Below are 26,459 nucleotides of genomic sequence, written 5' to 3'. Positions count from 1 at the left end.
TCATTGTTTCCCCTGACAGTCATAATGTGGCCCAATTCCTATTTTAATTCTAACGAAACCCCACATAGGGGATAACGAGTGCGAACCGGGGCATCCCTGTATGTTAGAATTCGACATGGTATCGAAGTCCTTTTGGACCGGCACCCAGCGGAAGGTGATCCTTGACCGCGCGTCGTTTCGCGTCGATCTGGGGGAATCTCTGGGCATCCTTGCGCCCAACGGGACCGGGAAAACCACGCTGATCCGCATGATGGCCGGGCTGGAAAAACCCGACGAGGGCGAGATCCGGCGCAATTGCCGCATCTCCTTTCCGCTGGGCTTCATGGGCGGTGTCGTGTCCAAAATCTCGGCCAAGGAAAACGCCCGCTTTATCGCGCGGATGTACGGTCTGGACCCTGACTACGTCGAAAGCTTTTGCCGATGGTTGTGTGACCTAAAAGAGTATTTCGACCAGCCTTTAGGGACATATTCGTCGGGGATGCGCGCGCGGTTCTCCTTTGCGCTCTTGCTCGCGCTTGATTTCGACATGTACCTTATCGACGAGGGCATGCCGAATTCTACGGACGCCGCGTTCAACAAAAAGGCCGGGGATCTGCTGGCCGAACGCCTGCGCACGACCACGATTGTGATCGTCAGCCACCAGCCGGAGACGCTGGAAAAATTCGCACGAAAGGCCGCCGTGTTGATGGATGGCCAGTTGCATATGTTTGAAACTTTGGAAGAAGCGAAACAGCTGTATGACTACGAAACCCAAGGCTAAGAAGTTCCGCATTCGCCGCAGCCCCACCGCGGGCGAGGCGGTGGAACAGCCGGCGGACGCAGCCGCACCAGCCCCGCGTTCGCCCACACCGCCCCAAGCGGCCCGCCCCGCAACTCCGCCTCAGGCCAGCCTGTCGCGACGCCCTGCGCAACCCGCGGCGCCGACCGCTGATGCGGGCACCCAGCCCGCCGCAGCACGCCCGACGCCACAAGCGGCACGGCCCACAGCGCCGCAGCAGCCACCGCGTCCGCAACCTGTTGCCGCGCAACAACCGCCGCGTCCGCAACAGGCCGCGCCCGCACAGCAATCCGCCTCGGCCAGTCAGCAGCCACCACGCCCGCAGCCGACGGCTGCACAGGCGCGTCCGCAACAGCCTCCTGCAGCGGCGCAACCAGCGCAGCCCGCCCGCAGTGGCGAGGTCGCCTCTGCCCAACAGGTGGCGGGCGAAACCGACATGGATGCCATCCGTCAGGAAGGCCTGACAGGCCGCCAGTTGCGCATGGCACGGCGCGTCGCCCAGAAACACGGGCTGGCGCCCACATCGGATTTCGACGCCGTGCGCCTGCTGCGCGCCAAGGGAATCGACCCGTTCCAACGCAGCAACATGCTTGAACTCGTACAACCGGCCGAGGCCGACACCCCGAAGGAAAAGGTGCAACTGCCGCAGACGGTTCAGGTGGAAAAGCACAAGCTCCCCTCGACCGATACCGTCAGCCCGGCGGAACGGCGCGCCATCGAAATCTCGCGCATTCAAAAGGAACTCACATCGCGGCGGCGCAAAAAGATGATGCTGCTGCTGTCGCGGCTGGCCGTCTTTGTCATGCTGCCCACCATCATCATGGGCTACTACTTCTATGTCGTGGCCACCCCGATGTATTCCACCAAATCAGAGTTTCTGATCCTCAAGAACGACGGCACAGGGGCGGCCGTGCCCAGCTTCCTCAGCGGGACGTCGTTTGACACCGCGCAGGATGCGATCGCCACGCAAAGCTACCTGCAATCCAAAGAAGTCATGTTGCGTCTCGACGCCGACGAGGGCTTCGTCGATCACTTCTCCCAGCCGGAAATCGACCCGTTGCAGCGGCTCGACCCGGAATCGTCGAACGAAGACGCCTACAAACTGTATAAAAAGAACGTCCAGATCAGCTTTGACCCGACCGAAGGCGTGATCCGGATGGAGGTCACCGCCGCCGATCCGGAGATTGCCGCCAGTTTCAGCCGCGCCCTGATCGAATACGCCGAAGAACGCGTGGACAATCTGACCGCCCGCAAGCGCAGCGATTCCGTGCTAACGGCCGAAACCAACCTGACCAAAGCCGAGAACGACCGCCGCGATGCACAGGAAGTGCTGGTGCGCATGCAGCAAGAGGGCAGCATCGTCGACCCCGAAGGCCGCATCGGCGCCCTGCGTGCCCAGATCAACACGCGCGAGCTTGAACTGCAGGAAAAGCGCCTGCAGTTGGAGGCTTTGCTCGACAACTCGCGGCCCAACACCGCCAAGGTCGACGGCACGCGCGGCGACATCCGCAGGCTGGAATCACTGCTGGCGCAGCTGAATGCCGAAATGACCACCGCAACCACGGGCGAGCAGTCCTTGGCGGAACTCGCCGTGCAAATCCGGCTGGCCGAGGCTGATCTGGCCACGCGCGACATGATGCTGCAATCGGCACTGGAACGTCTCGAAGGCGCGCGCCGCGAAGCAGACAACCAAGCGCGCTACATGACGACCTCGGTGGAACCTGTTGCGTCCCAAGACCCGAGCTATCCGCGCAAGTTCGAGAACACAATCCTTGCCTTTCTCATCTTTGCCGGAGCCTATCTGATGGTTTCGCTGACCGCATCGATCCTGCGCGAACAAGTTTCCAGCTAAGATCAGCGTGACGTTTTTTGCCCCGGACGCAGGTGACTGCGCCCGGGGTGATTGAATCGCCGCACCAGATTCAACGAGCTTTTCCAACGCGGTGAAAATACTTTCATTAAACTGACAAATTCCCGGGAAATCTGCTTGCACCCCCCTGCCAGCCTTTGCTAGACGCGTCGACGGAGAGGTGGCCGAGTGGTCGAAGGCGCACGCCTGGAAAGTGTGTAGGCGGGAGACCGTCTCGAGGGTTCGAATCCCTTCCTCTCCGCCATTACCCGATTTGGCAATTCTCACCAAGCGACTGATGTTAAACGACATTCGTTGTCAGCTGCATGTTTGCTCCTGCCGATTTGCCGTTTTGCTGCACATCTTGCTGTACAATTTGCTGCACATTTTGCGCTCCGAACGACAGCAAGGAGCGTGACTGATGAGTATCAAATCTAGGTTCAGGACCCATTGATTTCCCGGTATCAGCGCGATTCACGGCTCGAAAATCGAGCGGTGAACATGTCTGATCTCTTTCGGTTGAGCGATGCGCAGATGGCGCGTCTGGAGCCTTTCTTTCCGAAGTCCCACGGCAAGCCTCGCGTCGATGATCGACGCGTGTTGAGTGGGATTATCTTCATCAATCGCAATGGTTTACGTTGGCGCGATGCCCCGGCGGAATATGGGCCACACAAGACATTCTACAACCGCTGGACACGTTGGAATGACAAGGGCATCTTCGCGCGGATGATGCTCGGCTTGGCCGCCGATCACGGCGAACGGAAGACCCTTATGATCGACGCAACCTATCTGAAGGCACTCCGCACAGCGACCAGCATGGGCGTGAAAAACGGGGGCGTGTCGCCACGCGCTACGACCGCTGCCCAAAGGTCTTCCTCTCAGCCATCGCCCTCGCGGCACCCGTCATCTATTGGCTATGAGTCCTGACCCTAGAGTTGACAACGGCAGCGGTAAGATAACCGGGTGCGACAAGACAAATTTCAAAAACCAACTTTTGTCGAAAAGTCGGTCTTTGGATGTCGGACGACAAGCAGAAAAGGCACTGGCGAGCCGTGGAGGACTCGAACCCCCGACCTGAGAATTAGAAGTTCCCTGCTCTAATCCAGCTGAGCTAACGGCCCGCGCGTGCGCCGCGCATCTATCAGCGAAATAACAGGTCTTGTCAACGTGATCAGGGATCCGCACCTGAATAGCCCCGTGTATTGTGTACGCCTTCTACGCCAACTTTGAGGCTAGAAGGCAATGATGGGCACAGGGAATTTCACAGGCGATTTCAAGCGAGATGCGGTCGCGCAAATTACTGAGCGAGGCTGTCGGGTGAAGGAAGTGTCAGACCGGTTGGGTGTCAGTACGCATTCTCTGTATGCGTGGAAGCGCAAGTTTGCGAAGGCAGTGTCAGGCGACACCGAGAAGGACGACGAGATCCGCAGGCTGAAGCGCGCACTGCTGCGTGTGACGTCGCCGCGGCCGACAGTGTCTGGCTGACAGACATCACCTCTATCCGGACCCATGAAGGCTTCGCCTATCTGGCTGTTGTCATCGACCTTTATTCCAGAAGGGACGTAGGTTGGTCGATGCACAGCAGGCAGACCACCGATGTGGTTCTGCAAGCTCTCTTGATGGCGATCTGGCGTCGAAAGCCCCGCGATAAGGTCCTGATCCACTCGGATCAGGGCAGCCAGTTCACCAGTATGGATCGGGCTGCGTTCCTACGCGTCCACAAACCGGAACATTCGATGAGCAGGAGAGGGAACTGCCATGATACTGCCGTTGCAGAGAGCCTCTTCAACCTGCTCAAGCGCGAGCGGATCCGGCGGCGGACATACCGCACACGTGCAGAAGCAAGGCAGGATGTGTTCGACTCCATCGAAATGTTCTAGAATCCGAAACGCAAGCACGCGCATAACGGCATGCTGTCGCCGATAGAGTTCGAACGGCAACAAAAACTGAACAACCAAGGCGTCTAAGAAACGCGGGGCTATTCAACCCGACGAACAAAAGTCACCCTGCTGGCGGTCAAATTTACCTTTTTCTAACCAAGCTAGCGTCAAGGTGGCTCAGATCTGACGCGGAGCACAGATGGTAACAGTTGCTCATACTGTCGCTTTTGAGGGGGTCGATGCCCGCCCTGTCGAGGTGCAATGCGCGATCACCCCGGGGCTGCCGGCCTTTTCCATCGTCGGCCTGCCGAACAAAGCCGTCTCCGAAGCCCGTGACCGTGTCCGCACCGCGCTGACCTCACTTTCCATCGCTTTGCCGTCCAAACGCATCACAATCAATATGTCGCCTGCCGATCTGCCCAAGGAAGGCTCGCACTTCGATCTGCCGATCGCGATGGCATTGCTGTCTGCGTTGGACATCATTCCGCCGGACGCCGTGTCGCATACTTTGGCCTTGGGGGAGCTGTCGCTCAACGGAACACTGATGCCAGTCGTGGGCGCCTTGCCCGCTGCCATGACCGCCGCCAGTGAAAGCCGCACGCTGATGTGCCCGCGCGCCTCGGGCCGCGAAGCAGCCTGGGTCGAGGCTTGCACCGTCCTCGGCGCCGATAGCCTATTGGACATCATTCGCCATTTCACCGGCCAATCCATATTGCCACCCGCCTCGGGCGGCGAGGTCACCATTCCGCCCACACATCGCGATTTGCAGGATGTCAAAGGGCAGGAACGTGCAAAACGGGCAATGGAAATCGCCGCATCAGGGCGGCACCATATGCTGATGATCGGGCCACCGGGGGCGGGGAAATCCATGTTGGCCGCACGGATGCCGAGCCTGCTGCCGCCGCTCTCCCCAATCGAGGCATTGGAAACCTCGATGGTGCACTCCGTCGCGGGATTGCTGACCGATGGCGGCATTTCTCGTATGCGACCGTTTCAGGAACCGCATCACACGGCCTCGACCGCTGCTTTGATTGGCGGCGGGCGGCGCGCCCAACCCGGAGAGATCAGCCTTGCGCACAATGGTGTGTTGTTCATGGACGAACTGCCCGAATTCCCGCGCGCGGTGCTGGATACCCTGCGACAACCTCTGGAAACCGGCGAGGTCATGGTATCGCGCGCCAACGCCCACGTCCGCTATCCTGCCCGATTTTTGTTGATGGCAGCGGCGAATCCGTGCCGGTGCGGGCATCTGGCCGATGCCAATCTGGCCTGCTCCAAGGCGCCGCTGTGCGCCGAAGACTATCTGGGCCGCATCTCGGGTCCGTTGATGGATCGCTTTGACCTGCGTCTCGACGTGCCTGCCGTCATGGTGGAGGATCTGAACCTGCCACCCTCGGGCGACAGCTCGCGCAGCGTGGCTGAACGTGTGGCCCATGCCCGTCAGATACAAAGCGACAGGTTCGCCGACCATCCCGGTGTCTCCACCAACGCCGATGCAGAAGGCGATCTGCTGTCGGAAATCGCCCCCCTGACCCCGGAGACTCGCGACATGCTGAACACGGCGGCGGAGCGTTTTCATTTGTCCGCGCGCGGATATCACCGCGTCTTGCGCGTGGCCCGGACGATTGCGGACCTCGACCAGAGCGCAGAAATCGCGCGGCCGCATCTGGCAGAGGCGCTGAGTTACCGGCTGGTTTCGTCCAGGGACGCCTGAACAAAACGCGCGGCCCGTCTGAGCGTGGCCGTGGCCTCCGGCACCCAGCCCTGAAACAGCGGCCACACATGCGGGGCCGTTGGATGGCGTTCTGTGGTGACCTGCGCGCCAAACTGGCGCAGCCGCGTCACCATGCGTGCGCAATCATCATACAGCACTTCGGTCTCGCCCCATGCCATCCAGACCGGCGGACAGCGGGGATATTCGGCAAACAGGGCTGACGCCCGCGGATCACAGGCGTCAGCCCCGCATAAGATTAAGGCAGCAAGCTCTTCGATCCTGTTCGCGGGCAATAAGGGGTCACGATCTGCGTTGCGCCGCAGGGATTCACCGCTGGCGCTGAGATCCGTCCATGGGGAAAAGGTAAACACACCGGCGGGCGGCGTCCCCTGCTGGCACAAGGCTGCGACCAGACACAATGCCAGACCGCCACCTGCGGAATCGCCGCCGACCACGATGCGGTCAGCCGCGTAGCCCAGCGACTGCAACCGCGCCCAGGCCGCATGCGCCGCTTCAATCTGGGCAGGAAAAGGAGCAGTTTGCGCCAACGGGTAGCGTGGCGCGCAAACCTCCACCCCTGCCGCCTGCGACAATGCCCCCAGCATGGCCCGATGCGTATGCGGGCTGCCCGCGATAAAGCCACCGCCGTGAAAGTATAAAACCACACGATCCGTCGGGCACACGCCGCAACTGATCCAGTGCAGATCCCCCGGACGCTGCAACATACGGAAATTATGAGGCATCCACGCAAGGCGGGAGGCACGCTCCACCGATGCTACGGCGTCCTCCGGGCGGGCGGTGCGCGCGATGCGAGGACGCGAAAAAAGCCGCAGCTGCGCGTTCAGCAGCTGCAGCCGCCAACTCACGCCAGCTTCGCTTCGATGGCCTGCCAGATTTTCTCGGCCACATTGATCCCGTCAAAGCGCTCAAGCTCTTGAATGCCGGTGGGAGAGGTCACGTTGATCTCTGTCAGCCAATCGCCGATTACATCAATACCGACAAAAATCTGCCCATGGTCGCGCAGGGTCGGTCCGATCGCCGCACAGATTTCAAGATCACGCTCTGTCAGCTCTACTTTTTCGGGGCGGCCGCCCACATGCATGTTGGACCGCACTTCGCCCTCAGCCGGTACCCGGTTGATCGCCCCCACAGGTTCGCCATCAACAAGAATCACACGCTTGTCGCCCTTAACCACATCCGGCAGGTATTTCTGCACGATCAACGGTTCACGCGAGAACCCGGTGAACAGTTCATGCAGTGAGCTGAGGTTGCGGTCATCCTGCGTAAGTCGAAACACCCCCGCCCCGCCATTGCCGTAAAGCGGCTTCAGGATGACGTCGCCATGTTTGGCACGGAAAGATTTGATCGCCTCAAGATCACGGGCAATCATGGTCGGCGGCGTCAGCCCTTCGAACCCCAGAACCAACAGCTTTTCAGGGAAGTTCCGCACCCAGAACGGATCGTTAACGACCAGCGTTTTCCCCTTCAGTCGGTCCAACAGGTGCGTCGTTGTAATGTAATGCATGTCGAATGGCGGATCTTGCCGCAACCAGACCACATCGACATCAGCAAGGTCGATGGTGACACGCTCTCCCAGTACAGCAGGTTCACCAGCCACACGCTGCACCGTCATCCAATGGCCTGTCGCGGTGATCCGCCCCTCGTCAAAGGAAAGCTGGTCCGGTCCGTAGTAAAACAGCTCGTGGCCACGCGCTTGGGCCTCTTCGGCCAGACGGAACGTGCTGTCCGCGTTGATGTTGACCCCCGCAATCGGGTCCATCTGAAAAGCGATCTTCATGCGCATCCCCTTAGAATTCGGCTTTGAATTCCATGTATAGATGGCTGATCAAAGACCAAGTGGCAATGCAAAGACCCTGTGCGAAAATTTACCAATCCATCAACGCATTCTCGATTACGCGCATTTCGCCGAAGCCATTAACCAAAGCCACATCAAATCGCATCTCGGTCAGGGCCCCATTCGGCTGCGTGCCAAGGTATTCCTCAGCGGCGGATTGAAGCCGCGCTATCTGGCGACGGCCCAAGCGCGCAACGGCCCGATCAAATGTTCTGCTTTGTTTAACCTCAACAAAAACCACCGCATCGCCGTCCTGCGCGATCAGGTCGATTTCCCCACCCTTGCCCCGCCATCTGGTGCGTGCGATCGGATATCCACGCCGTTCATAATCCTGTGCCACGCGCAATTCGGCAGAAGCCCCGGCGGCGTGGCCCATCGCCCCTGTCGATGCGCGACGAGTTCGCACCATAGAAACCGGTACGGCAGACGCATCTACCGGCGGCGTCCAATCCCACAGCGACATCTGGCGCGGGTCACGTTTCGGTCGATGTTTCCGCTGCGCCATTTGTCCGCCTACCCCTAGCCTTTACCGTCAGAAATGCGCATCGCCATTTGATACACTGGGCGCCGTTTCACGTTGAAGCGGGTCGCGACATAGTCCGCGGCATCGCGCACCGACATCGTTTCCAGCGCCTTGTTCACCTCGTGTTCTATATCGATTTCACTAATCGTTTCTGAATTTCCACGATCCACCACGACGACGATTTCGCCTTTCGGGGGATTTGCGGCATAGAACTCCGACAATTCGACCAATCCGCCCTGTCGCACCTCTTCGAACCGTTTGGTCAATTCCCGGCAGACAGCGGCATTGCGGTTGCCCAGCCGTTCCGATGCCTCAGACAGCATGGCTGCCAGACGTTTGGGAGATTCGTAGAATACCAAGGTCGCGGCCACGCCCACCAATTCATCCAAAGCCTTGCGCCGCGGCCCTCCGGCGGAGGGTAAGAACCCCACAAACATAAAGCGGTCGGTCGGCAGTCCTGCCAAAGTCAGGGCCGTTATCGCCGCCGATGCGCCGGGCAGGCTGGTGACAGCCCCGCCCTCTTCGGTGACCGCGCGCGCCAGATCGAAGCCCGGGTCCGACACCATCGGAGTGCCCGCCTCTGACGCGTAGACCACCGATTTGCCCGCAGCGATATCTGCCAAAAGACGCGGGCGCGCGCGGTCCCCGTTGTGATCGTGGTAGGCCAGCAAGGGCCGGTCCCCTACCGCGATGCCGTGCAGGTCCATCAACCGGCGCAGGCTGCGCGTATCCTCGGCCACCAGCACATCCGCATCGCGCAGCGCATCAAGGGCACGCAACGTAATGTCACGGGCGTTGCCGATGGGAACAGCCACCAGATGCAGCCCAGCGGGGAGCATGCCGCCCGCTTTCCCCCCGCCAATTTCCGCCGTGTCGTCAATCGTCACTGGCCCCGCCTTTCCCGCTTCTCTATGTTTATGGCAAACCCAAGCGGGCCGCGCACCCCGCTATCAGAAAGACGACGAGGGAGTCCAATGTTCACTGTTTTGCCACGCCTCCGCAAGGCGCGCCTGTCTCTGGCCGCGCTTGCTTCGACCGCTCTTCTCGCGGCTTGTGACCCTGCCTTGGTCGGCGGTCTTGGCGGCGCCCCTGCCGGGGCCGACGGACCGGCGATCGAAGCGGGCGCCCCCGTGCCCGTCGCTTTGCTGGTGCCAAAGTCTGACGGCGGTGCGGGGCCTGTGGCCTCTTCGCTGGAAAACGCCGCACGCCTTGCCATCAGCGAACTCGACGGGGTCGAGATCGACCTGCGCGTCTACGACACCGGCGGTCAGGCCGCCCAAGCCGCAAGCGTTGCACAATCCGCAGTCGACGACGGCGCCAAGATCATCCTCGGCCCGCTGTTCTCCGAGGCGGCAAACGCAGCCGGGGCGGCCGTGTCCGACGAGGGCGTAAATGTCCTGAGCTTTTCCAACACGACCGCCATTGCGGGCGGCAACGTCTTTATCCTCGGGCCGACCTTTGCGAACACAGCCAACCGCCTGATGGCGCATGCACGCGCACAGGGCAAACAGCGTATCGTTGTCGTCTATTCCAACGATGTCCCCGGCCAGTTCGGCAAGATCGCCATTGAACAGGCCGCCACGGTCAACGGCATTCAGGTGCTGTCCTCCGAAGCCTACGAGCTGTCCGTGGCCGGTGTCAGCGACACCGCCAAACGCGCGGCAGCGGCTGTGCAATCCGGCGCAGCGGATTCGATCTTTATCACCACGGATGCGACAAATGCAGCCATGCCCATGCTGTTGCAACAACTGCCCGAGAACGGCGTGTCTCCGTCTCAGGTCCAGTATGCCGGTCTGACCCGTTGGGATGTGCGCCCCGATCTGTTTGCCCTGCCCGGTGCACAGGGGGCGTGGTTCGCCCTGCCCGACCGCGCGCGTCAGGCGTCGTTTGACCAGCGCTACACCGCGACCTTCGGGGCCGCGCCGCATCCGCTGGCCGGTCTGGCCTATGACGGCATCTCTGCCATCGGTTTGCTGGCAAAACGCGGCAACGCGGACGCACTGAGCGGTAAAAGCCTCACCTCTGCTGGATTTACCGGCTCTGGCGGTGTATTCCGCCTGCTCAAAGATGGCACCAACCAGCGCGCGCTGGCGATTGCCACGATCCAGAACAACCAGATGGTGATCCTTGACCCTGCCCCCAGCAGCCTCTCCGGAACCGGTTTCTGAACCAGACGCAAACATGCTGCCGGCGGATCTGATCGCGCCGGCAGCCGATATCTTTGACCTTCCCGGCGTGCGGGCCGAGCTTTTCGCCACGCTGGAGCCCGGCGCAACAGAGGCCGAGGTCCGCAAAGCCACCGTGGCCTGCCTGTCCGCCGCCATAAAATCCGGTCGCGCCATTATCGCAGAGGCGTTTGCCCACGAACCCTTCGGCGCCCGTAGGACCACCCGATCCTACACATGGCTGACCGATGGCGTGGTGAACCTCGCCTTCGAGATTGCCACGCAGGTTCTGCACCCCAAACACAATCCCACAGACAGCGAGCGTCTGGCCGTGGTGGCCGTCGGTGGCTATGGCCGTGGCGAGATGGCACCCTTTTCCGACGTCGATCTGCTGTTCCTGACCCCGTATAAAATCACCGCATGGGCTGAAAGCGTCATTGAATCGATGCTGTACATCCTGTGGGATCTGAAGCTGAAAGTCGGCCATTCCTCACGGACCGTGCGCGATTGCGTCCGTCTGGGCGGCGAGGATTTCACCATCCGCACAGCCATGCTCGAAGCGCGCCATCTGGCCGGTGACAGCGCCCTGTCCGACGAGTTGGATGAAACCCTGTGGAGCCAGCTGTTCAACGGCACCGAACGCGAATTCATCACCGCCAAGCTCGAAGAACGTGACGCCCGCCACGACAAACAGGGCCAGCGCTATATGGTGGAGCCCAACGTCAAAGAAGGCAAAGGCGGCCTGCGCGACCTGCAATCGCTGTTCTGGATCATCAAATACGTCCATCACACCGACGATGTCGGCCAGCTTGTGCAGTCAGGTGTCTTCCTGCCCGAGGAATACGAGACCTTCGTTCAGGCGGAACGGTTTTTGTGGGCCGTGCGCACCCATTTGCATCTGATCGCCAACCGCGCGGTGGAACAGCTGAGCTTTGACATGCAGCCCGAAGTTGCGGCGCGCATGGGATACAACGACCGTGGCGGACGGCGCGGCGTGGAATGGTTCATGCAGGACTATTTCCGCCACGCGACCTCTGTCGGGGATCTGACGCGAATCCTGCTGACCTCGCTGGAGGCGGATCACACCAAGGGTCCGCCCTTGCTGAAACGGATTTTCAGTCGAACCCCAGTGACTGCCAAAGGGTACACCGTCACCCATGGGCGGCTTGCTATTCAGGACGACGACAGCTTCCTTGCCGATCCCCTGAACCTGCTGCGCGTGTTCGAGGAAGCTCTGCGCACGGATCTTTTGATCCACCCCGACGCCATGCGGCTGGTGCAGAACAATCTGGACCGGATCGATGACGACCTGCGCAATGATCCCGCCGCGCAGGAGCTGTTTCTCAGCCTGCTTTTGAACCACGGCAATCCCGAACGTGCGCTGCGCCGGATGAACGAATTGGGCGTACTCGGGGCCTTCATTCCCGAATTCGCCCATATTGTGGCGATGATGCAGTTCAACATGTACCACCACTACACGGTGGACGAACATACGATCCAATGCATCTGGCATCTGTCCGAAATCGAAGATCACCAGCTGGACGAAGAGCTGCCCGTTGCGTCGGAAATCCTCGACGAGGGGATCAACCGACGTGTCATGTATGTGGCGCTGCTGCTGCACGACATCGGCAAGGGGCGCGATGGCGACCATTCCATCATCGGGGCCCGCATCGCGCGCACGGTTGCGCCACGTCTTGGCCTGAACAAAGACGAATGCGAAACCGTAGAATGGCTGGTGCGCTATCATCTGCTGATGTCGGACATGGCGCAAAAGCGCGACATCGCCGACCCGCGCACGGTGCGCGACTTTGCCAAGGCGGTCAAAACCCGTGAGCGGCTGGACCTGTTGACGGTTCTGACGGTCTGCGACATTCGCGGTGTCGGGCCGGACACGTGGAACAACTGGAAGGCGGCGCTGATCCGCGCGCTTTACCGGCAGACGCGCCGCGCGCTCGAAGACGGGATGGAGGTGCTCAACCGCGAGAACCGTGGCACGGAGGCCAAGAAAGCCCTCCGCGACACGCTGGTCGAATGGTCGGCCGAGGACATTGCCCGCGAAACCACGCGCCATTACGCCCCCTATTGGCAGGGCCTGCATGTCACGGCGCATGTCATTTTCGCCAATCTGCTGCGCGGGATCACGCAGGATGAAATCCGCATGGACATCCACCTCGACGAGGACCGCGATGCCACCCGTGCCTGTTTCGCACTGCAAGATCACCCCGGCATCTTCTCGCGACTGACCGGGGCGCTGGCACTGGTGGGGGCCAACGTTGTGGATGCCCGCACCTTTACCACGCGCGACGGGTTTGCCACGGCGGTGTTCTGGATTCAGGACAGCGAAGGCGCGCCCTTTGACGATGCCCGCATCCCGCGTCTGCGGCAGATGATGCTGAAAACCCTTACGGGTGAAGTCGTCGCACGCGATGCGATCAAGCCCAAGGACAAGCTCAAGAAACGCGAAAAAGCGTTCAAAGTCCCCACGCATGTCACCTTTGACAATGATGGTTCCGAAATCTTTACCATCATCGAGGTCGACACCCGTGACCGGGCGGGGCTGTTGTACGACATCACCCGCACGCTGGCGCATCAGAACGTCTATATCGCCTCGGCGGTCATCGCGACCTATGGCGAACAGGTGGTCGACACCTTCTACGTCAAGGATATGTTCGGCCTGAAACTGCACAGTCAGGCCAAACGCGATCTGATCGAGAAGAAGCTAAGGCAGGCCTTGGAGGAGGGGTCGCGCCGCGCTTACAGTTGATCCGGCAGGGCGGCCTCTGTTTGGTCGCCCGCCACATCCAGCGCCGCCAGAACATCCGGTATATCGCCATCGCTGACGCCGAGATAGCGCAGCGCCTGACGCATATCGTCGAACACCTCGATGTCGTAATCCGGCAGCCGAGACAAAACGGTCGCCTGATACATCCGCGTCATGCCATAGGTTGTGTCGTCCCCGCTGACGAGAGCGGTCTTCGCCAGACCGGTCCGCGCGCGATAGACAGGCTCCATCCGACGCACCGCCGCGCGCACCTCGGCGCTGAAATCATCGGGAAAACGGCTGCGCCGCAAATCCACCAAGGAATTGAAACCATGGTGCTCGGGGTGCTGATCGAACATGTTCACCGCTTCCGTCGTCATGGCCTGCGCCGTCGCGGTTCCGGTGGATTGGGCCACAACCAGCCGCTGTGCGCTGAATATCTGATACGGGCGGGCCATTCTTTCCCCTGCGTTACCAATAACTGTTCCTCGCTTGTTATCCACGATACCTGTGAGATGGAACTTGGGCCCAAGAATTTTTCCGCCGGTTTCCCCGTTGCTGCCCAAGACGATGGCATCACGGCCTCTTTCGGGGCCTGAGGGATTAAGATAAGCCGCTCATCAGACCTCGGAGTGTAGGGTAATGAAACCCATTCGTTTGATTTCCGGCGTGATGACCGTCGGCTTCTGGACCCTTGCCAGCCGTGTTTTGGGACTGGTCCGTGATATTATGCTGGCCACCCTGATCGGGCCGGGACCGGTGATGGACGCCTTTGTGGCCGCCTTCCGCCTGCCGAACATGTTCCGCCGCTTCTTTGCCGAAGGCGCGTTCAATGCGGCCTTTGTGCCGATGTATTCCAAAAAGCTCGAGGCAGACAGCGACCCGCAGCGATTTGCCCGCGATGCGTTCAACGGATTGGCCTTTGTCTTGCTGGCACTGACCGGCCTTGCGCTGATCTTTATGCCCGTGCTGGTCTGGGCCACCGCCGGTGGGTTTGCAGGCGATGAACGCTTTGACATGACCACGGCCTTTGGACGCGTCACCTTTCCCTACATTTTGCTGATTTCGCTGGCCGCGCTGTTCTCTGGCGCGTTGAACGCCATGGGCCGCTTTGCCGCTGCCGCTGCTGCGCCAGTGTTGCTCAACATCCTGATTGTGTCCGCGCTTTTGATCGGTCCGCGCTATTTCGGGGGCGAGGCTGTCTGGTGGCTGATCTGGTGCATCCCCTTGGGCGGTGTCGCGCAGCTTGCGCTGGTCTGGGTGGCGGCGGAACGCGCCGGATTGCGCATCCGCCCTGCCCGCCCGCGCCTGACCGACGATGTGCGCAAACTGACACGCATCGCCGTGCCTGCCGCATTGGCCGGCGGGGTGATGCAGATCAACCTTTTGGTCGGGCAACAGGTGGCCTCGCACTTTGACAAGGCGGTCAGCTGGCTGTTCAACGCCGACCGCCTGTACCAGCTGCCTCTGGGCGTGGTGGGCATTGCCATTGGCATCGTCTTGCTGCCCGATCTGTCGCGCCGCCTGAAGGCGCAGGACCACAGCGGCGGGCGCATGGCCCTGTCGCGGGCGGGCGAGCTGTCGCTGGCGCTGACAATTCCCTGCGCCGTAGCTTTGGTGGTCATTCCGCTGCCGCTGGTGTCCTTGCTGTTTGAACATGGGCGCACCGGCCCCGAGGACGCCCGCGCCATGGCGCAAGCCGTGGCGATCTACGGGCTGGGACTGCCTGCCTTTGTGCTGCAAAAAGTGCTTCAACCGTTGTATTTCGCGCGGGAAGACACCCGCTCGCCGTTCCGGTTTGCGGTGTGGTCCATGGTGATCAACGCCGTCGCGGCCATTGGCTTGGCCCCCGTGATCGGCTGGATTGCCCCGGCCATTGCCACCACGCTTGCGGGATGGACCATGGTTGCGCAACTGGCCTTTAACGCCCGCAAAATGGGCGATGTCGCGCGCTTTGATGCGCGGTTCTACACACGGCTGCTGCGGATTCTTCTGGCGGCTGTGGTGATGGGGGCGGTGCTGTTTGGACTGCGCTATGTTCTGGCCGAATGGTCGCGGGGCATGGCGGTTCTGGTGCTGCTGATCGGTGGCGCGCTCAGTTACGGGGTTGCGGGCCAGCTCTTGGGCGCCTTTAGTTTGTCCGAGTTCAAAAGCATTCTGCGCCGCCGGAGATAAGCCCAGTGCCCACAGCCCTTCTAACCCAGACCGACACGCTTTTGGCGCTAGAAGAGCTGGCCGCCGGTGCCCGCCACGAGTTGATCCTAGCCTTCCGCAGCTTTGACCCGGAAACCCCGCTACACAGCGCGCGTCTGCGGGAGTTGGGGCTGGTCACGTGGTCGGATCTGATCCCGTGGCTGACACGGCGCGGGGTGCATCTGCACATGGCCTTTGGCGACGACGACCCGTTGCTCGACCCGGAACGGCACAGGCGGGCCTGGCTGGCGGCCTCGGGCTTTGCCAATGTCGCGCAGGGGGATGCGCAGATCCTTTGCGCCCCGCACGGCCAAACGGCCGGCGCCGTGTGGCGCTGGCGCTTTATCCGTCCACGCAGACGTCGGATGGCCGCGCTGAAGGCTGCACCGCCAGAACATCTGACAATCCTGCAACGGCAATCGCTGGAACAAAAAATGCCGCTGCGGACCCAGCATGTGCATCATGCTTTTGCAGTGGCAGACGGCGAGGAGGTGGTGATCGGGGGTTTTACGCTGGACGAACACCGCCCCGCCAGCCTGTGGCAAGACGTGGCCCTGCGCCTGTCGGATGCGGATTTTGCCGGTGCTTTGCGCGCCCATTTCGCGGATTGCTGGACGGCCGCGATTCAGACCGGCGCGCCGACCTTGGCCACGCCGCCGCAGCCCTTTCGAAGCGTGGCACGCCGGTTGAGCCGACCGGAACGACGCTTGCTGCGGACCCTGTCCGACCCGAAGACCGGCCCGTTTCGCATCTCGGGCACCCCGCGCGAGCAGAGCTTTGAGACACATATCTGCCGCTTGCTGTCCGACGCCCGTCAGCATGTCTATATCGAGACCGCAGCCCTGCGACACAGGCCTTACGCCGATGCGTTGATCGCTGCGGCCAAGGCCGCGCCGGAGCTGCAGCTTGTGGTGGTGTTCCATCCCGCAGGCGACCGGCTGCCCCTTGGCGGTGCTTTGCGCGAAACCCGCGAGAGAGGGCAGGCCCTGCAAACCGAACAGCTTCAGCGATTGTCCAAGGCCTTCGGATCGCGAGCAGCCTTTGTCGAACATCACCTGCCCGGCGATCTGACCGCCGATGGCGCGGCCCCGCTTCCCGGGCGGTTGATCATCGTCGATGGCACCTATGCGGTAGTTGGCTCGCATGATCTGACAGCGCGCGCCGCGAAATTCGACAGTCAGGCGTCCATCCTGATCCGCGATCCTGCCTTCGCGGGCGATCTGATGGGCAAACGCAGCGCGATGTGGCTGGGACAGGGGCGGGACGTCACGCGCGCCGCGTCATGGGCCAACGCGACTGCACCATTGCGCCCGCTCGCGGTGAAACCGGGCCGCATGGTGCCCGCGCGCATACCCGATGACCTGTTCTGATCCTTAGCGGCGCAGCAGCCCCCTGATCCGCGCAAGCCCCCCCGGCACCATCACAATCGCCAGCGCAAAGCCCGCGACAAACCCCGCCAGATCCGCGATCCAACTGTCGTCCGTGCCAAACAGCAGGCCAAACACCAGCCGCATCGCCATAAGCATTCCGATCAGCGAAAACGCCCGCATCTGGGGCGCGCCCTCCTGCCCCAGCCGCACCCACAGCAGATACGAAAACCCGCCAATCAGCCCAAAGGCCGCCGGAAAGGCACCGATCAGCCATGGATCATCGCTCAGCAGGCCAAAGCAAAGCGCCCCGAAGGCCGCGCTGACAAAGAAGATGGCGACAAAGGCCAGCGGTCCCATCGCCTCTGTCACGACCTTGCCCATCGACAGGGTGAACACCATGGCAAAGAGCCCCTCGTAAAAAGAGCTGTGCAGAAAGGCATAGGACACAAGCCGCAGCAGGTTATCAGGCGAATAGCTTTGCGTTTCGATCATGTAGTCGAACAGCCGCCCCGAAAACCCGAAACGTTCGATATATTCGATGCGCAGGCCCACGGCGTCGCGCCCGCCCACCAGCCCGAATTCGGACAGGGAAAACACCGCCTCGATCCCCATCAGGACCAGAAACAGCGCCACCACCACAGGCGGCAACGGGTTTACCGGCGCTTCGTTGATGGGATGGCGCGGGTCGTTGGGGTCGCTCATGGGGGCCTCTTCCTTGACGGTCCTTCACGCCCTCGGTAAGCCACCTGCGTTGATATTTCCACCACGGAGACACGCCATGACCGAGGGTCAGACCAATTCAGCCTTCACCCCTCGGGTGTTCTCGGGCATCCAGCCGTCCGGCGGGCTGACGCTGGGCAACTATCTGGGCGCGCTGAAACGCTTTGCCGACAGCCAGAACAGCGGCGTTGAATCGATCTTTTGCATGGTGGACATGCACGCGATCACCGTCTGGCAAGACCCTGCAAACCTGCGCCGCGCCACGCGCGAGCTGTGCGCCGGTTTCATCGCCTCCGGCGTCGATCCAGAAAAATCCGTTCTGTTCAACCAAAGCCAAGTGGCCGGCCATGCCGAGCTTGGCTGGATCTTCAACTGTGTCGCGCGTATGGGCTGGATGCAGCGCATGACCCAGTGGAAAGACAAGGCGGGCAAGAACAGCCAGAACGCCTCCCTTGGCCTGTTCGCCTATCCCGCGCTGATGGCCGCCGACATTCTGCTGTACCACGCCACGCATGTCCCCGTGGGCGAGGACCAGAAACAGCACGTCGAGTTGACCCGCGACATCGCGACCAAGTTCAACCATGACTATGGCGTGGATTTCTTCCCGATCCCCGAACCCGTGATCGAAGGCGCGGCCACCCGCGTGATGTCGCTGCGCGACGGCACCAAGAAGATGTCCAAATCCGATCCCTCGGACATGTCGCGGATCAATATGACCGATGACGCCGACACCGTCGCCGCCAAAATCCGAAAGGCACGCACCGACCCCGATGCCCTCCCGTCCGAGGTGGACGGGCTGGAAGGTCGTGCCGAGGCCCGCAATCTGGTGAACATCTACGCCGCGCTGAACGATCAGACGCAGGCGGAGGTTCTGGCCGACGTGGGCGGCAAGCAGTTCTCGGAATTCAAACCGATGCTGGCCGACCTTGCGGTGTCCAAGCTCTCGCCCATCTCGACAGAGATGGCGCGGCTTATGGAAACCCCTGACGAGATCGACGCCATCTTGCGGCGCGGGGCGGAACGCGCCCGCGAAATTGCCGATCCGGTCATCCGGCAAACCCGCGATATCGTGGGCATGGTCAGCTAAACCCGAAGGCGCGTGTGACCCACGCGCCTTTTTCTATCCGCAGGCCTGAACCCGCGCAAACAGGCGCAGCGCATGGCTGTCGTCCTGCGCGGTCGCAGGCATCACCGGATCATAGGCCGCGCGCAAGACGGCCGCGATATCAGGCCGCAGCACCACCGTCTGCCCCGCCTTCGCCAGCGGCGAACGCGTCTGAAAGGCCAGATCCGACCAACACACCATCGCCTGTGTCACCTGTCCCAGCGCCAGTTCCTCGGCCGGTATGCGCGACAATGCGTCATCCATCCGCAGGAAAATGAAACAGGCCTGAATGGCCCCCTCCGCATCGAAACGGAAGCTGCGGTATTGGTTGGCGCCTTGCGCATCCAGCACGTCGAGCTTTTCCGCCAGCCCTTCGACCAACCGATCGAGATCGGGGATAGAGGTCAGTTCTGACCATTCACGGAAGAAAAAGACCATGACATTGGTGCCGGATTCCGCATCCGTCTCGGCCATCTTGTGACCTGTCAGGGCGCAAAGTGCTTCGAACGCGCCTTTGACCACGGACAGGGTCTCATCCTCGACCCCAAAGACAACCGGCACAATCGGCCGCCCCCAACGGGCAAAGAAGTAGCTGCCGTCAGAACGGGTGAACAAGGGCGTGATATCGGCAGGCGACATCTGACTGTCAGAAGGCAAGGGGCATCTCCTCGGCTAGCAGGCTTGGCCGCTTGCTACACCGCAGCCAATACAGGCTCAAGCAAGCAAGCCCGCCCCTAGCCGTCGAACAACACGCCCTGCCCCGGCCCATCCGGGCGTTTGGGTGGGGTCAGTCCAATGTGGCGCCACGCGGCCTGTGTCAGCATCCGCCCGCGCGGTGTCCGCTGGATCAGCCCCTGTTGCAGCAGGTAGGGTTCCACCACTTCCTCCAGCGCGTCACGAGACTCCGACAGCGCAGCAGACAGGGTTTCGATCCCCACCGGCCCGCCGCCATAGCTGTTGGCGATCAAGGTCAGATAGCGCCGGTCCGCGCCGTCCAGACCCAGCGAATCCACCCCCAGACGGGTCAGCGAGGAATCCGCCAGCGCCTGTGTCACCACGCCGCCGCCCTCGACCACGGCAAAATCCACCACGCGACGCAGCAGACGCCCGGCGATCCGCGGTGTCCCACGGGCACGTCGCGCAATCTCCAACGCGCCATCGCCCTCGACACGGACGCCCAGCTTGCGCGCATTGCCCGCAACGATGGTTTCAAGCTCCTCAATCGTGTAGAAATTCAGCCGCGTCGGAATGCCAAAACGATCCCGCAGCGGCGTCGTCAGCAGGCCCAAACGGGTCGTCGCGCCGACCAGCGTAAAGGGCTGCAATTCGATCCGCACCGTGCGCGCGGCGGGCCCTTCCCCGATCACCAGATCCAGCTCAAAATCCTCCATTGCAGGGTACAGCACCTCTTCGACAGAGGCATTCATGCGGTGGATTTCGTCAATGAACAGCACGTCGTTGCGTTCGAGGTTGGTCAGGATTGCCGCCAGATCCCCGGCCTTTGCCAGCACCGGACCGGATGTCATGCGAAAGCCGACCCCCAGCTCGCGGGCCATGATCTGCGCCAAAGTCGTTTTGCCCAGTCCTGGCGGGCCGTGGAACAGCGTGTGATCCATCGCCTCCCCGCGCGACCTTGCCGACGCGATAAAAACACGCAGGTTGGCGCGCGCCTCTGCCTGCCCGATAAAATCGTCAAGCATCTGGGGCCGCAGTGCACGGTCAAGCCCGCCCTGCTCATCCTCCATCGGCTCTGGCCGCAGTGTCGGATCTGGTCCCATGCGATGTCCTTCCTAGGGTGGGTTTATAACCCACCTTTACCCTTTGGGTGCCAACAGCTTCAACGCCGCGCGGATCAGCCCCGCCGTGTCAGCCTCTGGCGCGTCTCCGGCGGCCTGCGCCACGGCGCTTGCGGCCTCTGACGGGGCATAGCCCAGATTGCCCAGCGCCGACAGGGCTTCGGCCTGCGCAGAGGCAGACATCTGGACCGGAGTGCTTGGCGCGGCCGGGGCCGGAACGGGCGTTTCAATCACCTCGTCGTCGGCCAGTGGTTCGGCGGCCACCGGACCCGCTGACATGCCTGCGCCCATGGCCATCACGGCAGGTGCCTTGTCCTTCAGCTCGTTCACCACGCGTTGCGCGGTTTTGGGTCCAATGCCCTTTGCCGCCTTGATCGCGTTCCAGTCCCCCAGCGCAATGGCGCGGCTGACACCATCAGATCCCAGCGCGGACAGGATCGCCAAAGACGCCTTGGCCCCCACGCCCTGCACCGACATCAGCAGTCGGAACCATTCCTTTTCCACCAGCGACGGAAAGCCGAACAGCTGCAACAGATCCTCGCGCACCAGCAGATCGGTGAACAGGGTTGCGGCTTCTCCACCACGGCCCAAAGCGGCCAAAACGCGATCCGTGCAATAGACCACATAGCCCACGCCACGCACGTCGATCAGAACGTGATCGTCGCCCTTGTAAACGATAACACCAGAAATGCGTCCGATCATGATGCGCGTACCTTCATGCGTTGAACTCCGGATTGATGGGCGTGACAAATGGCAATGGCCAAAGCGTCTGCGGCGTCAGGCCCTGCCAGCTTGCAGCCCGGCAATTGCATCATCACCATGTGCTGCACCTGCTTTTTGTCCGCATGGCCCACGCCCACCACGGTCTTTTTCACCTGATTGGGAGCGTATTCCCCCACCGACAGGCCAAACTGCGCCGGCACCAACAACGCGACCCCGCGCGCCTGGCCCAGCTTCAGCGTGCCCACAGCGTCCTTGTTCACGAATGTCTTTTCAATGGCGGCCTGATCGGGCTGATACGTCTGGAAGACCCGCGTCAACTGGCCATGCAAGGACAGCAGTCGCAAAGACAGGTCCTCGCCCCCCTCCGAATCGCAAACCCCGTTTGCGACGTGCCGCAAGCGGCTGCCATCGACGTCGATCACGCCCCATCCAAGGTGTCGCAACCCCGGATCAATGCCCAAAACCCGCATCTCTGCCCAATCTTGTTGTTTTGTCGCACCAAGTAGCACGAAACGCGAACAAACGCCAAGGTTAATACCCGCAGATCAAAAACGACATGCTTTGGCGAAATCCGACATCAGGCCAAATCCAAGGTCTGAAATCGCCACCTTTAGCGCTAAAAACGACACGCGCAGCAGGCGGATTTTTGCGCTTTATAACAGTTAGTTAACACGCAATCGAGCTATGCAATCTGGACAGGGAACCCATGCAAAAACGACGGCTTGTGGGACGGCATCGCCTAAATTACGTGCGCTTTGAAAACTTCAAACACCCCCTATCGAGAGCACCCCAATGGCCTTCAACACTTCTGACATGCACGGCTCCGGCTACCGCATCGGCACCTTCATGAACTTCGCCCCCGCACAGTCCGGCGCAGTTCGCTCCGGCAACTTCTTTGCATCGCTGATCGGCATGATCGCGACATGGAACGACGTGCGCGCAACACGCAAAAGCCTGTCGGCCCTGACCGACCGCGAATTGAACGACATCGGCCTGTCCCGCGCCGACATCGACGCCGCGGCACGTCGCTAAGTCGTAAGGCAGCCCCATGAAAAAGGCCGCGTCTCTGGCAGGAGGCGCGGCCTTTTGTTTTGGATAACGGTGAAGATCACCCGATGAGCGTGCCCACAATCTGGGACAGACCGCGCGTCACGGGATCAAGACCCAGAAACCATGCGCCCAGCTGCTCAAACGGGCTCCCGTCCGACAGGGTTGCCAGATGGGTCTGATAGGTGTCGACGCCCAAACCGGTCAGCAACATGACCTTGAAAGCGATGAACAAGGCCACGAGACGCACCAACCAACGCGCGGACCATCCTGAAACCTTGTTGTCGGGGACCTGAACATAGACGCCGGTGCGTTTGTCCAGCTTGGTCACATAACCCTCGGCCATGCGGGTGTGCTTGCGGCGGACAGCCGTTTCGCGGCGCCGGAAATCTGTAAATGCATCTGCCATAGCAGCCTCGTACCAACCGGCCCCCACCGGTTGGACACATTTTTAGCCAAAGATTGTGGCACAATTGCGGCATTTGCCGCGACTTTTACGCAAAGTTGACGTTAACCAAACTTAATTTGGCGCCAACCCTCAGAGCTTCAGATGCTCAGGCCTGCAAAACCAAAGTCACCCAATCCCCGATCACACCGCGCCGCAGTTCCTTGATGCCCTGTTCGGCATAGGCGGCGGCGACCTCGTCAGCCTGACGGGTCAGGATGCCCGACAGGATCATATAACCGCCTTCCGCCACATGGGCTTTCATTGACGGGGCAAGATCGATCAACGGCTGCTTCAGGATGTTGGCAAACACCAGATCAAAAGGCGCGCGGTCATGCAGCGCGTCATTTTCGAAACCGGCGGCTTCGACGCAGATCACCTTGCCCTCCAGACCGTTCGCCCGCACGTTCGCCTCTGCCACCTCGACCGCCACTTCGTCGATGTCCGACACGATCACCGGATCGGACCAGATGCGCGCGGCCGCCATGCCCAGCACGGCAGTACCACAGCCGATATCGGCCACGTTCTTGCCCACAAACCCGTCATTGGCGAGCGCGTCCAGCGCCTCCAGACAGCCTTGGGTCGTGCCGTGGTGGCCGGTGCCAAAGGCCATCGCCGCCTCGATCAACAGCGGCTCGGCCCCTTCGGGGATCTTGTCCGCATCATGGCTGCCGTAGACAAAGAAGCGGCCCGCAACCACCGGCGTCAATTCACGGCGTACCTTGTCCACCCAGTCGGTGTCCGGCACTTCGGAAATGACAAAGGGCTGTGCCTCGAAGGCGACCGCCAGTAGGGTCAGCTCCATATCGCTGGGCTCTTCGATGAAATAGCCAGCAACCTCCCACAGACCGCTGCCGTCCTCGATCTCGAAGACGCCGACGCCCGTGGGTTCCGGCTCCAGATCCTCCATGGCGAGGCCGAGCTTTTCGGCACGGGCTTTGTCGTTCAGCTTGGTAAATGCGGTCCAGGTGGGCATGGCGTGTCTCCATATGCGTTGGGCCAGCCCTTACACCAGCACGTCTCCGACGGAAACGGTGAAGATCGGCTTTAGCACGTTTGAAAGGCTTGCCGCTTAGGCTGGCCGCGTCTCGAAAGGGTTCGGCATGGTCGCAGCACTACACGGAGTCATCATCAGCCAACTTTATGGCGACAACAGCGGCGGGGCGGAATTCGACTCCGACGGCGATGGGACTTTGACCCAAGAGGATGAATTCGTCTCTGTCGCGAACATCAGCAGTGCCCCTTTGGATGTCAGCGGCTGGGAAATTTGGTCTATCGCCACCGGCGGCGGGGCCGACGATCCCCCACAAAATGTCTTGTATCACGTCTTCCCCCCCGGAACGGTGCTGGGGCCCGGCGAAACCCTACACATTATCAACGAGATTAGCGGCTCCCCTGCTAGCAATGCTCAGGAAGCCAGCGAGGGCGGTATCGAATCCGGGTCCGGCGGCGTGAACACCAACCTTCTGTCCGAGGGTTGGGGGGATTCCACACGCGTGGAAGGTATCGCACTGCTCAACCCAAATACCGGCGACTACATTGTGCTGGATTTGTCGGTTGACGGACCGACAGATTTCACCGCTTTGCCCGGCTTCACCGGCACCAGCGAGGTCGCTCGGTCCAACGCAGCCGCCGATTCCGGGGTCGAGGATCAAAACGCCGGTTTCTCCTACCAGTATGACTACGCGACGGGGCAATATACATATGGTGGGGTTGTGATCTGCTTCGACGCGGCCACGCTGATTGAAACGCCTTCAGGGCCGTGCCGCGCAGATCGGCTGAGCGTGGGCCAATTGGTCTGGACGTTGGACCATGGTCCTCAACCGATTAAGGCGATCATGTCGAGGAAGCTGAATTTCGCCAAGGCCGATTCGCGTCACAAACCGATCGAGATCAAGCCGGACGCGCTGGGACCTGCTGTGCCCAGCGCCACGATGCGGGTTTCTCCTCAGCACCGGATCTTGCTCCGGCTGCCCGGAATAGGGGACTGCCTTGTCCCTGCAAAAACGCTGATCGGTCGGCGCGGGGTTCGCCAAATGGCAGGGGTGCGGCGCGTGACTTACGTACATCTTGTGTTCGACCGTCATGAGATCGTGCAGGCCCATGGCTGTTGGAGCGAGAGCCTATATCCGGGCGAATATGTCAGCCGCAGTCTACAGCATTGCCAAACAATCGCCACCACGGCCCGCCCGCTGCTGCGACCCGGAAATGCGCCGAAATCCCTGCTACATCGTCAGCGGATCAGCGCAAAAGCTCGGCTTATTCAGCAGGTGCAGCCATCATCCGAGCAAACCGCGTCTCGTTCCCCGGCGCAGGGTGGCGCGGAATCATAAGGGCCAGCGTCAAGGACACCAAGGCCATGCCAGTGGCCAGCCCGAACACGGCACCGGGATTGACCAGCCAGAGATAGCCCAGAAGCGCGGGCAAAAACACCGCAGCGATGTGGTTGATGGTAAAGGCCACGGCAGCGGTCGGCGCGATATCACCGGGATCCGCGATCTTCTGGAAGTATGTCTTCAGCGCCAGCGCCATGGCAAAGAGCAAGTGGTCCACCACATATAGTATCGACGCCAGCAGCACGCCCCAGCCAAACCAGTAGATCCCGCCATATAGCGCAAACACAATGGCCAGACCGATGTATTCAAACACCAAAGTGTTGCGTTCGCCGAACTGGAACACCGCGCGTCCGAAAATCGGGCCGATCACCATGTTGGCCAGCAGGTTGATCAGGTACAGCGCCGTGACCTCATGCACCTCAAAGCCGAACCGTTCGACCATCATGAACCCGGCAAACACCACAAAGATCTGACGCCGTGCGCCCGACATGAATTGCAGCGCGTAGTACAGCCAATACCGGCGGCGCAGAACGAATTTCTTGACCTGCGAGTTGGGGCTTTCGAATTGGGGAAAGGCCAAGGCGCAATAGCCCACGATCAACAGGGTCAGCGCCCCCGACACCATGAAAACCGTGTCATAGGACAGATCCAGCGTTTCCCATGTCAGCACGATGATGCCATAGGCGATCAAGGTCGCACCCGACCCTGCGGTGATCAGCCAGCCCAGCATTTGCGGCGCACGGTCCTTGGACAGCCATTGCAGTTGCAGCGACTGGTTGACGGTCTCGTAATAATGGAAGCCGATCGAAGACAGCAACGTCACCATCAGCAGCCCGCCCATCGTCGGGAACCACGCTGTGATCGCCGTGGCCACCCCCAGCAACGCAAGCGAGACGAGCGCCAGAACCTGCTCTCGCATCACCATCAGCACCAGAATGACGCCGATGGCCAGAAAGCCCGGGATCTCGCGCACCGTATGCAGCCAGCCGATGTCAGAGCCGTCGAACTGCGCCGCTTCGATGACAAAGTTGTTCAACAACGCCGACCATGTCGAAAACGACAAGGGCATCGCAATGGCCATCAAGAACAACAACGTCAAAGGACGCCGGTGAAACGGCAAAGAGCGGGCATCAGACAGGGCGACAGGTTTCATGCGCACTGCAGTAGCGCCGCAATCGCTGTTTGGCGAGCAAAATTAC

At 61.3% G+C, this 26,459-nt stretch carries 24 protein-coding genes, 2 tRNA genes and 2 pseudogenes; 14 read left to right on the top strand and 14 right to left on the bottom strand.

Annotation, left to right across the window (positions count from 1 at the left end):
• Positions 1–100: 100 nt before the first annotated feature.
• From ACN5AZ_RS13125 to ACN5AZ_RS13110, 4 genes and pseudogenes are all read left to right on the top strand, one after another.
• The gene (locus ACN5AZ_RS13125; RefSeq protein ID WP_419429337.1) at positions 101–760 is read left to right on the top strand and encodes an ABC transporter ATP-binding protein; all 660 of its coding nucleotides are present in this window, start codon (positions 101–103) and stop codon (positions 758–760) included.
• Entirely contained in the window at positions 738–2,630 is a 1,893-nt protein-coding gene (locus ACN5AZ_RS13120; protein ID WP_419429336.1) for a capsule biosynthesis protein, read from the top strand. The genes ACN5AZ_RS13125 and ACN5AZ_RS13120 overlap by 23 nt, the downstream gene beginning before the upstream one ends.
• A 172-nt stretch (positions 2,631–2,802) precedes the next feature.
• Positions 2,803–2,892, top strand: a tRNA-Ser gene (locus ACN5AZ_RS13115).
• A gap of 236 nt (positions 2,893–3,128) precedes the next feature.
• Positions 3,129–3,464 (top strand): annotated as a pseudogene (locus ACN5AZ_RS13110) (transposase); the annotation flags it as partial.
• Between the two features lie 206 nt (positions 3,465–3,670).
• Here ACN5AZ_RS13110 and ACN5AZ_RS13105 read toward each other — a convergent pair.
• Positions 3,671–3,748 (bottom strand) — tRNA-Arg (locus ACN5AZ_RS13105).
• 121 nt (positions 3,749–3,869) lie between these two features.
• Between ACN5AZ_RS13105 and ACN5AZ_RS13100 the strand changes: the two genes are divergently transcribed.
• The 3 genes and pseudogenes from ACN5AZ_RS13100 to ACN5AZ_RS13090 all read left to right on the top strand — a co-directional run bounded on the left by ACN5AZ_RS13100 (position 3,870) and on the right by ACN5AZ_RS13090 (position 6,221).
• Positions 3,870–4,112: a transposase gene (locus ACN5AZ_RS13100; RefSeq protein WP_419429335.1), complete on the top strand. Its 243-nt coding sequence runs from the start codon at positions 3,870–3,872 to the stop codon at positions 4,110–4,112.
• Positions 4,082–4,594, top strand: a pseudogene (locus tag ACN5AZ_RS13095) (IS3 family transposase); the annotation flags it as partial. The gene ACN5AZ_RS13100 and the pseudogene ACN5AZ_RS13095, both read left to right, overlap by 31 nt.
• A 112-nt stretch (positions 4,595–4,706) precedes the next feature.
• Positions 4,707–6,221, top strand: a complete 1,515-nt coding sequence (locus tag ACN5AZ_RS13090; RefSeq protein WP_419429334.1) for a YifB family Mg chelatase-like AAA ATPase — start codon at positions 4,707–4,709, stop codon at positions 6,219–6,221.
• On the opposite strand, the gene ACN5AZ_RS13085 is transcribed toward ACN5AZ_RS13090, so the two are convergent.
• The 4 genes from ACN5AZ_RS13085 to rsmI form a co-directional block, all read right to left on the bottom strand.
• Entirely contained in the window at positions 6,191–6,946 is a 756-nt protein-coding gene (locus ACN5AZ_RS13085; protein WP_419429333.1) for an alpha/beta hydrolase, read from the bottom strand. The two genes, ACN5AZ_RS13090 and ACN5AZ_RS13085, sit on opposite strands and share 31 nt — an antisense overlap.
• Before the next feature lie 137 nt (positions 6,947–7,083).
• Positions 7,084–8,019 carry a glutathione synthase gene (gene gshB / locus ACN5AZ_RS13080; protein ID WP_419429332.1) on the bottom strand — a complete coding sequence of 312 codons (936 nt, stop codon included), beginning with the start codon at positions 8,017–8,019 and terminating at the stop codon, positions 7,084–7,086.
• Between the two features lie 88 nt (positions 8,020–8,107).
• Positions 8,108–8,581 carry a YraN family protein gene (locus ACN5AZ_RS13075; protein WP_419429331.1) on the bottom strand — a complete coding sequence of 158 codons (474 nt, stop codon included), beginning with the start codon at positions 8,579–8,581 and terminating at the stop codon, positions 8,108–8,110.
• Between the two features lie 14 nt (positions 8,582–8,595).
• Positions 8,596–9,438, bottom strand: coding sequence for a 16S rRNA (cytidine(1402)-2'-O)-methyltransferase (rsmI, locus tag ACN5AZ_RS13070; protein WP_419429470.1), 843 nt, complete (start codon positions 9,436–9,438; stop codon positions 8,596–8,598).
• 135 nt (positions 9,439–9,573) lie between these two features.
• On the opposite strand from rsmI, the gene ACN5AZ_RS13065 reads away from it, so the two are divergent.
• On the top strand, positions 9,574–10,767 hold the full coding sequence (locus tag ACN5AZ_RS13065) for a penicillin-binding protein activator (protein ID WP_419429330.1): 1,194 nt from the start codon (positions 9,574–9,576) through the stop codon (positions 10,765–10,767).
• A 13-nt stretch (positions 10,768–10,780) separates the two neighbouring features.
• Entirely contained in the window at positions 10,781–13,528 is a 2,748-nt protein-coding gene (locus tag ACN5AZ_RS13060) for a [protein-PII] uridylyltransferase (RefSeq protein WP_419429329.1), read from the top strand.
• Here ACN5AZ_RS13060 and ACN5AZ_RS13055 read toward each other — a convergent pair.
• A complete protein-coding gene (locus ACN5AZ_RS13055; RefSeq protein WP_419429328.1) occupies positions 13,519–13,983 on the bottom strand; it encodes a hypothetical protein in 465 nt (154 codons plus the stop codon). The two genes, ACN5AZ_RS13060 and ACN5AZ_RS13055, sit on opposite strands and share 10 nt — an antisense overlap.
• Positions 13,984–14,167: 184 nt before the next feature.
• On the opposite strand from ACN5AZ_RS13055, the gene murJ reads away from it, so the two are divergent.
• A complete protein-coding gene (gene murJ / locus ACN5AZ_RS13050; RefSeq protein WP_419429327.1) occupies positions 14,168–15,700 on the top strand; it encodes a murein biosynthesis integral membrane protein MurJ in 1,533 nt (510 codons plus the stop codon).
• A 5-nt stretch (positions 15,701–15,705) separates the two neighbouring features.
• Positions 15,706–17,088, top strand: coding sequence for a phospholipase D-like domain-containing protein (locus tag ACN5AZ_RS13045; protein WP_419429326.1), 1,383 nt, complete (start codon positions 15,706–15,708; stop codon positions 17,086–17,088).
• A gap of 3 nt (positions 17,089–17,091) precedes the next feature.
• On the opposite strand, the gene ACN5AZ_RS13040 is transcribed toward ACN5AZ_RS13045, so the two are convergent.
• On the bottom strand, positions 17,092–17,790 hold the full coding sequence (locus tag ACN5AZ_RS13040; protein WP_419429325.1) for a rhomboid family intramembrane serine protease: 699 nt from the start codon (positions 17,788–17,790) through the stop codon (positions 17,092–17,094).
• Between the two features lie 76 nt (positions 17,791–17,866).
• Here ACN5AZ_RS13040 and trpS point away from each other — a divergent pair, with 76 nt between their 5' ends.
• On the top strand, positions 17,867–18,895 hold the full coding sequence (gene trpS, locus ACN5AZ_RS13035; protein ID WP_419429324.1) for a tryptophan--tRNA ligase: 1,029 nt from the start codon (positions 17,867–17,869) through the stop codon (positions 18,893–18,895).
• Positions 18,896–18,928: 33 nt separating this feature from the next.
• Here the strand turns inward: trpS and ACN5AZ_RS13030 are convergent, their stop codons facing one another.
• From ACN5AZ_RS13030 to ruvC, 4 genes are all read right to left on the bottom strand, one after another.
• Positions 18,929–19,552 carry a hypothetical protein gene (locus ACN5AZ_RS13030; RefSeq protein ID WP_419429469.1) on the bottom strand — a complete coding sequence of 208 codons (624 nt, stop codon included), beginning with the start codon at positions 19,550–19,552 and terminating at the stop codon, positions 18,929–18,931.
• 95 nt (positions 19,553–19,647) lie between these two features.
• Positions 19,648–20,691 (bottom strand): Holliday junction branch migration DNA helicase RuvB, encoded by a 1,044-nt coding sequence (gene ruvB / locus ACN5AZ_RS13025; RefSeq protein ID WP_419429323.1) that lies wholly within the window; start codon positions 20,689–20,691, stop codon positions 19,648–19,650.
• A gap of 36 nt (positions 20,692–20,727) precedes the next feature.
• A complete protein-coding gene (gene ruvA / locus ACN5AZ_RS13020) occupies positions 20,728–21,411 on the bottom strand; it encodes a Holliday junction branch migration protein RuvA (protein WP_419429322.1) in 684 nt (227 codons plus the stop codon).
• Positions 21,408–21,902, bottom strand: coding sequence for a crossover junction endodeoxyribonuclease RuvC (gene ruvC / locus ACN5AZ_RS13015; protein ID WP_419429321.1), 495 nt, complete (start codon positions 21,900–21,902; stop codon positions 21,408–21,410). The genes ruvA and ruvC overlap by 4 nt, the downstream gene beginning before the upstream one ends.
• Positions 21,903–22,224: 322 nt before the next feature.
• Between ruvC and ACN5AZ_RS13010 the strand changes: the two genes are divergently transcribed.
• Entirely contained in the window at positions 22,225–22,464 is a 240-nt protein-coding gene (locus tag ACN5AZ_RS13010) for a DUF1127 domain-containing protein (RefSeq protein ID WP_419429320.1), read from the top strand.
• 76 nt (positions 22,465–22,540) lie between these two features.
• Here the strand turns inward: ACN5AZ_RS13010 and ACN5AZ_RS13005 are convergent, their stop codons facing one another.
• On the bottom strand, positions 22,541–22,888 hold the full coding sequence (locus ACN5AZ_RS13005) for a hypothetical protein (RefSeq protein WP_419429319.1): 348 nt from the start codon (positions 22,886–22,888) through the stop codon (positions 22,541–22,543).
• 145 nt (positions 22,889–23,033) lie between these two features.
• Positions 23,034–23,900, bottom strand: a complete 867-nt coding sequence (locus ACN5AZ_RS13000) for a 50S ribosomal protein L11 methyltransferase (protein ID WP_419429318.1) — start codon at positions 23,898–23,900, stop codon at positions 23,034–23,036.
• A gap of 127 nt (positions 23,901–24,027) precedes the next feature.
• Here ACN5AZ_RS13000 and ACN5AZ_RS12995 point away from each other — a divergent pair, with 127 nt between their 5' ends.
• On the top strand, positions 24,028–25,257 hold the full coding sequence (locus ACN5AZ_RS12995; RefSeq protein WP_419429317.1) for a Hint domain-containing protein: 1,230 nt from the start codon (positions 24,028–24,030) through the stop codon (positions 25,255–25,257).
• Here ACN5AZ_RS12995 and ACN5AZ_RS12990 read toward each other — a convergent pair.
• The gene (locus ACN5AZ_RS12990; RefSeq protein WP_419429316.1) at positions 25,184–26,413 is read right to left on the bottom strand and encodes an MFS transporter; all 1,230 of its coding nucleotides are present in this window, start codon (positions 26,411–26,413) and stop codon (positions 25,184–25,186) included. The two genes, ACN5AZ_RS12995 and ACN5AZ_RS12990, sit on opposite strands and share 74 nt — an antisense overlap.
• Between the last annotated feature and the right edge of the window lie 46 nt (positions 26,414–26,459).

The sequence above is a fragment of the Sagittula sp. SSi028 genome (genome assembly GCF_048553715.1).
Classification (GTDB): domain Bacteria; phylum Pseudomonadota; class Alphaproteobacteria; order Rhodobacterales; family Rhodobacteraceae; genus Sagittula.
This window is presented reverse-complemented; position numbering and strand designations above follow the sequence as displayed.

Coding starts and splice junctions, on each gene's coding strand:
- ACN5AZ_RS13030 (WP_419429469.1), bottom strand. CDS start 19,552: ATGTCGCCTGCCGATATCACGCCCTTGTTCACCCGTTCTGACGGCAGC.
- ACN5AZ_RS13040 (WP_419429325.1), bottom strand. CDS start 17,790: ATGAGCGACCCCAACGACCCGCGCCATCCCATCAACGAAGCGCCGGTA.
- trpS (WP_419429324.1), top strand. CDS start 17,867: ATGACCGAGGGTCAGACCAATTCAGCCTTCACCCCTCGGGTGTTCTCG.
- ACN5AZ_RS13005 (WP_419429319.1), bottom strand. CDS start 22,888: ATGGCAGATGCATTTACAGATTTCCGGCGCCGCGAAACGGCTGTCCGC.
- ACN5AZ_RS13125 (WP_419429337.1), top strand. CDS start 101: ATGTTAGAATTCGACATGGTATCGAAGTCCTTTTGGACCGGCACCCAG.
- ACN5AZ_RS13100 (WP_419429335.1), top strand. CDS start 3,870: ATGATGGGCACAGGGAATTTCACAGGCGATTTCAAGCGAGATGCGGTC.
- ACN5AZ_RS13075 (WP_419429331.1), bottom strand. CDS start 8,581: ATGGCGCAGCGGAAACATCGACCGAAACGTGACCCGCGCCAGATGTCG.
- rsmI (WP_419429470.1), bottom strand. CDS start 9,438: ATGCTCCCCGCTGGGCTGCATCTGGTGGCTGTTCCCATCGGCAACGCC.
- gshB (WP_419429332.1), bottom strand. CDS start 8,019: ATGAAGATCGCTTTTCAGATGGACCCGATTGCGGGGGTCAACATCAAC.
- ruvA (WP_419429322.1), bottom strand. CDS start 21,411: ATGATCGGACGCATTTCTGGTGTTATCGTTTACAAGGGCGACGATCAC.
- ACN5AZ_RS13085 (WP_419429333.1), bottom strand. CDS start 6,946: ATGTTGCAGCGTCCGGGGGATCTGCACTGGATCAGTTGCGGCGTGTGC.
- ACN5AZ_RS12990 (WP_419429316.1), bottom strand. CDS start 26,413: ATGAAACCTGTCGCCCTGTCTGATGCCCGCTCTTTGCCGTTTCACCGG.
- ACN5AZ_RS13120 (WP_419429336.1), top strand. CDS start 738: ATGACTACGAAACCCAAGGCTAAGAAGTTCCGCATTCGCCGCAGCCCC.
- ACN5AZ_RS12995 (WP_419429317.1), top strand. CDS start 24,028: ATGGTCGCAGCACTACACGGAGTCATCATCAGCCAACTTTATGGCGAC.
- ACN5AZ_RS13055 (WP_419429328.1), bottom strand. CDS start 13,983: ATGGCCCGCCCGTATCAGATATTCAGCGCACAGCGGCTGGTTGTGGCC.
- ACN5AZ_RS13010 (WP_419429320.1), top strand. CDS start 22,225: ATGGCCTTCAACACTTCTGACATGCACGGCTCCGGCTACCGCATCGGC.
- ruvB (WP_419429323.1), bottom strand. CDS start 20,691: ATGGGACCAGATCCGACACTGCGGCCAGAGCCGATGGAGGATGAGCAG.
- ACN5AZ_RS13090 (WP_419429334.1), top strand. CDS start 4,707: ATGGTAACAGTTGCTCATACTGTCGCTTTTGAGGGGGTCGATGCCCGC.
- ACN5AZ_RS13000 (WP_419429318.1), bottom strand. CDS start 23,900: ATGCCCACCTGGACCGCATTTACCAAGCTGAACGACAAAGCCCGTGCC.
- ACN5AZ_RS13060 (WP_419429329.1), top strand. CDS start 10,781: ATGCTGCCGGCGGATCTGATCGCGCCGGCAGCCGATATCTTTGACCTT.
- ACN5AZ_RS13065 (WP_419429330.1), top strand. CDS start 9,574: ATGTTCACTGTTTTGCCACGCCTCCGCAAGGCGCGCCTGTCTCTGGCC.
- murJ (WP_419429327.1), top strand. CDS start 14,168: ATGAAACCCATTCGTTTGATTTCCGGCGTGATGACCGTCGGCTTCTGG.
- ruvC (WP_419429321.1), bottom strand. CDS start 21,902: ATGCGGGTTTTGGGCATTGATCCGGGGTTGCGACACCTTGGATGGGGC.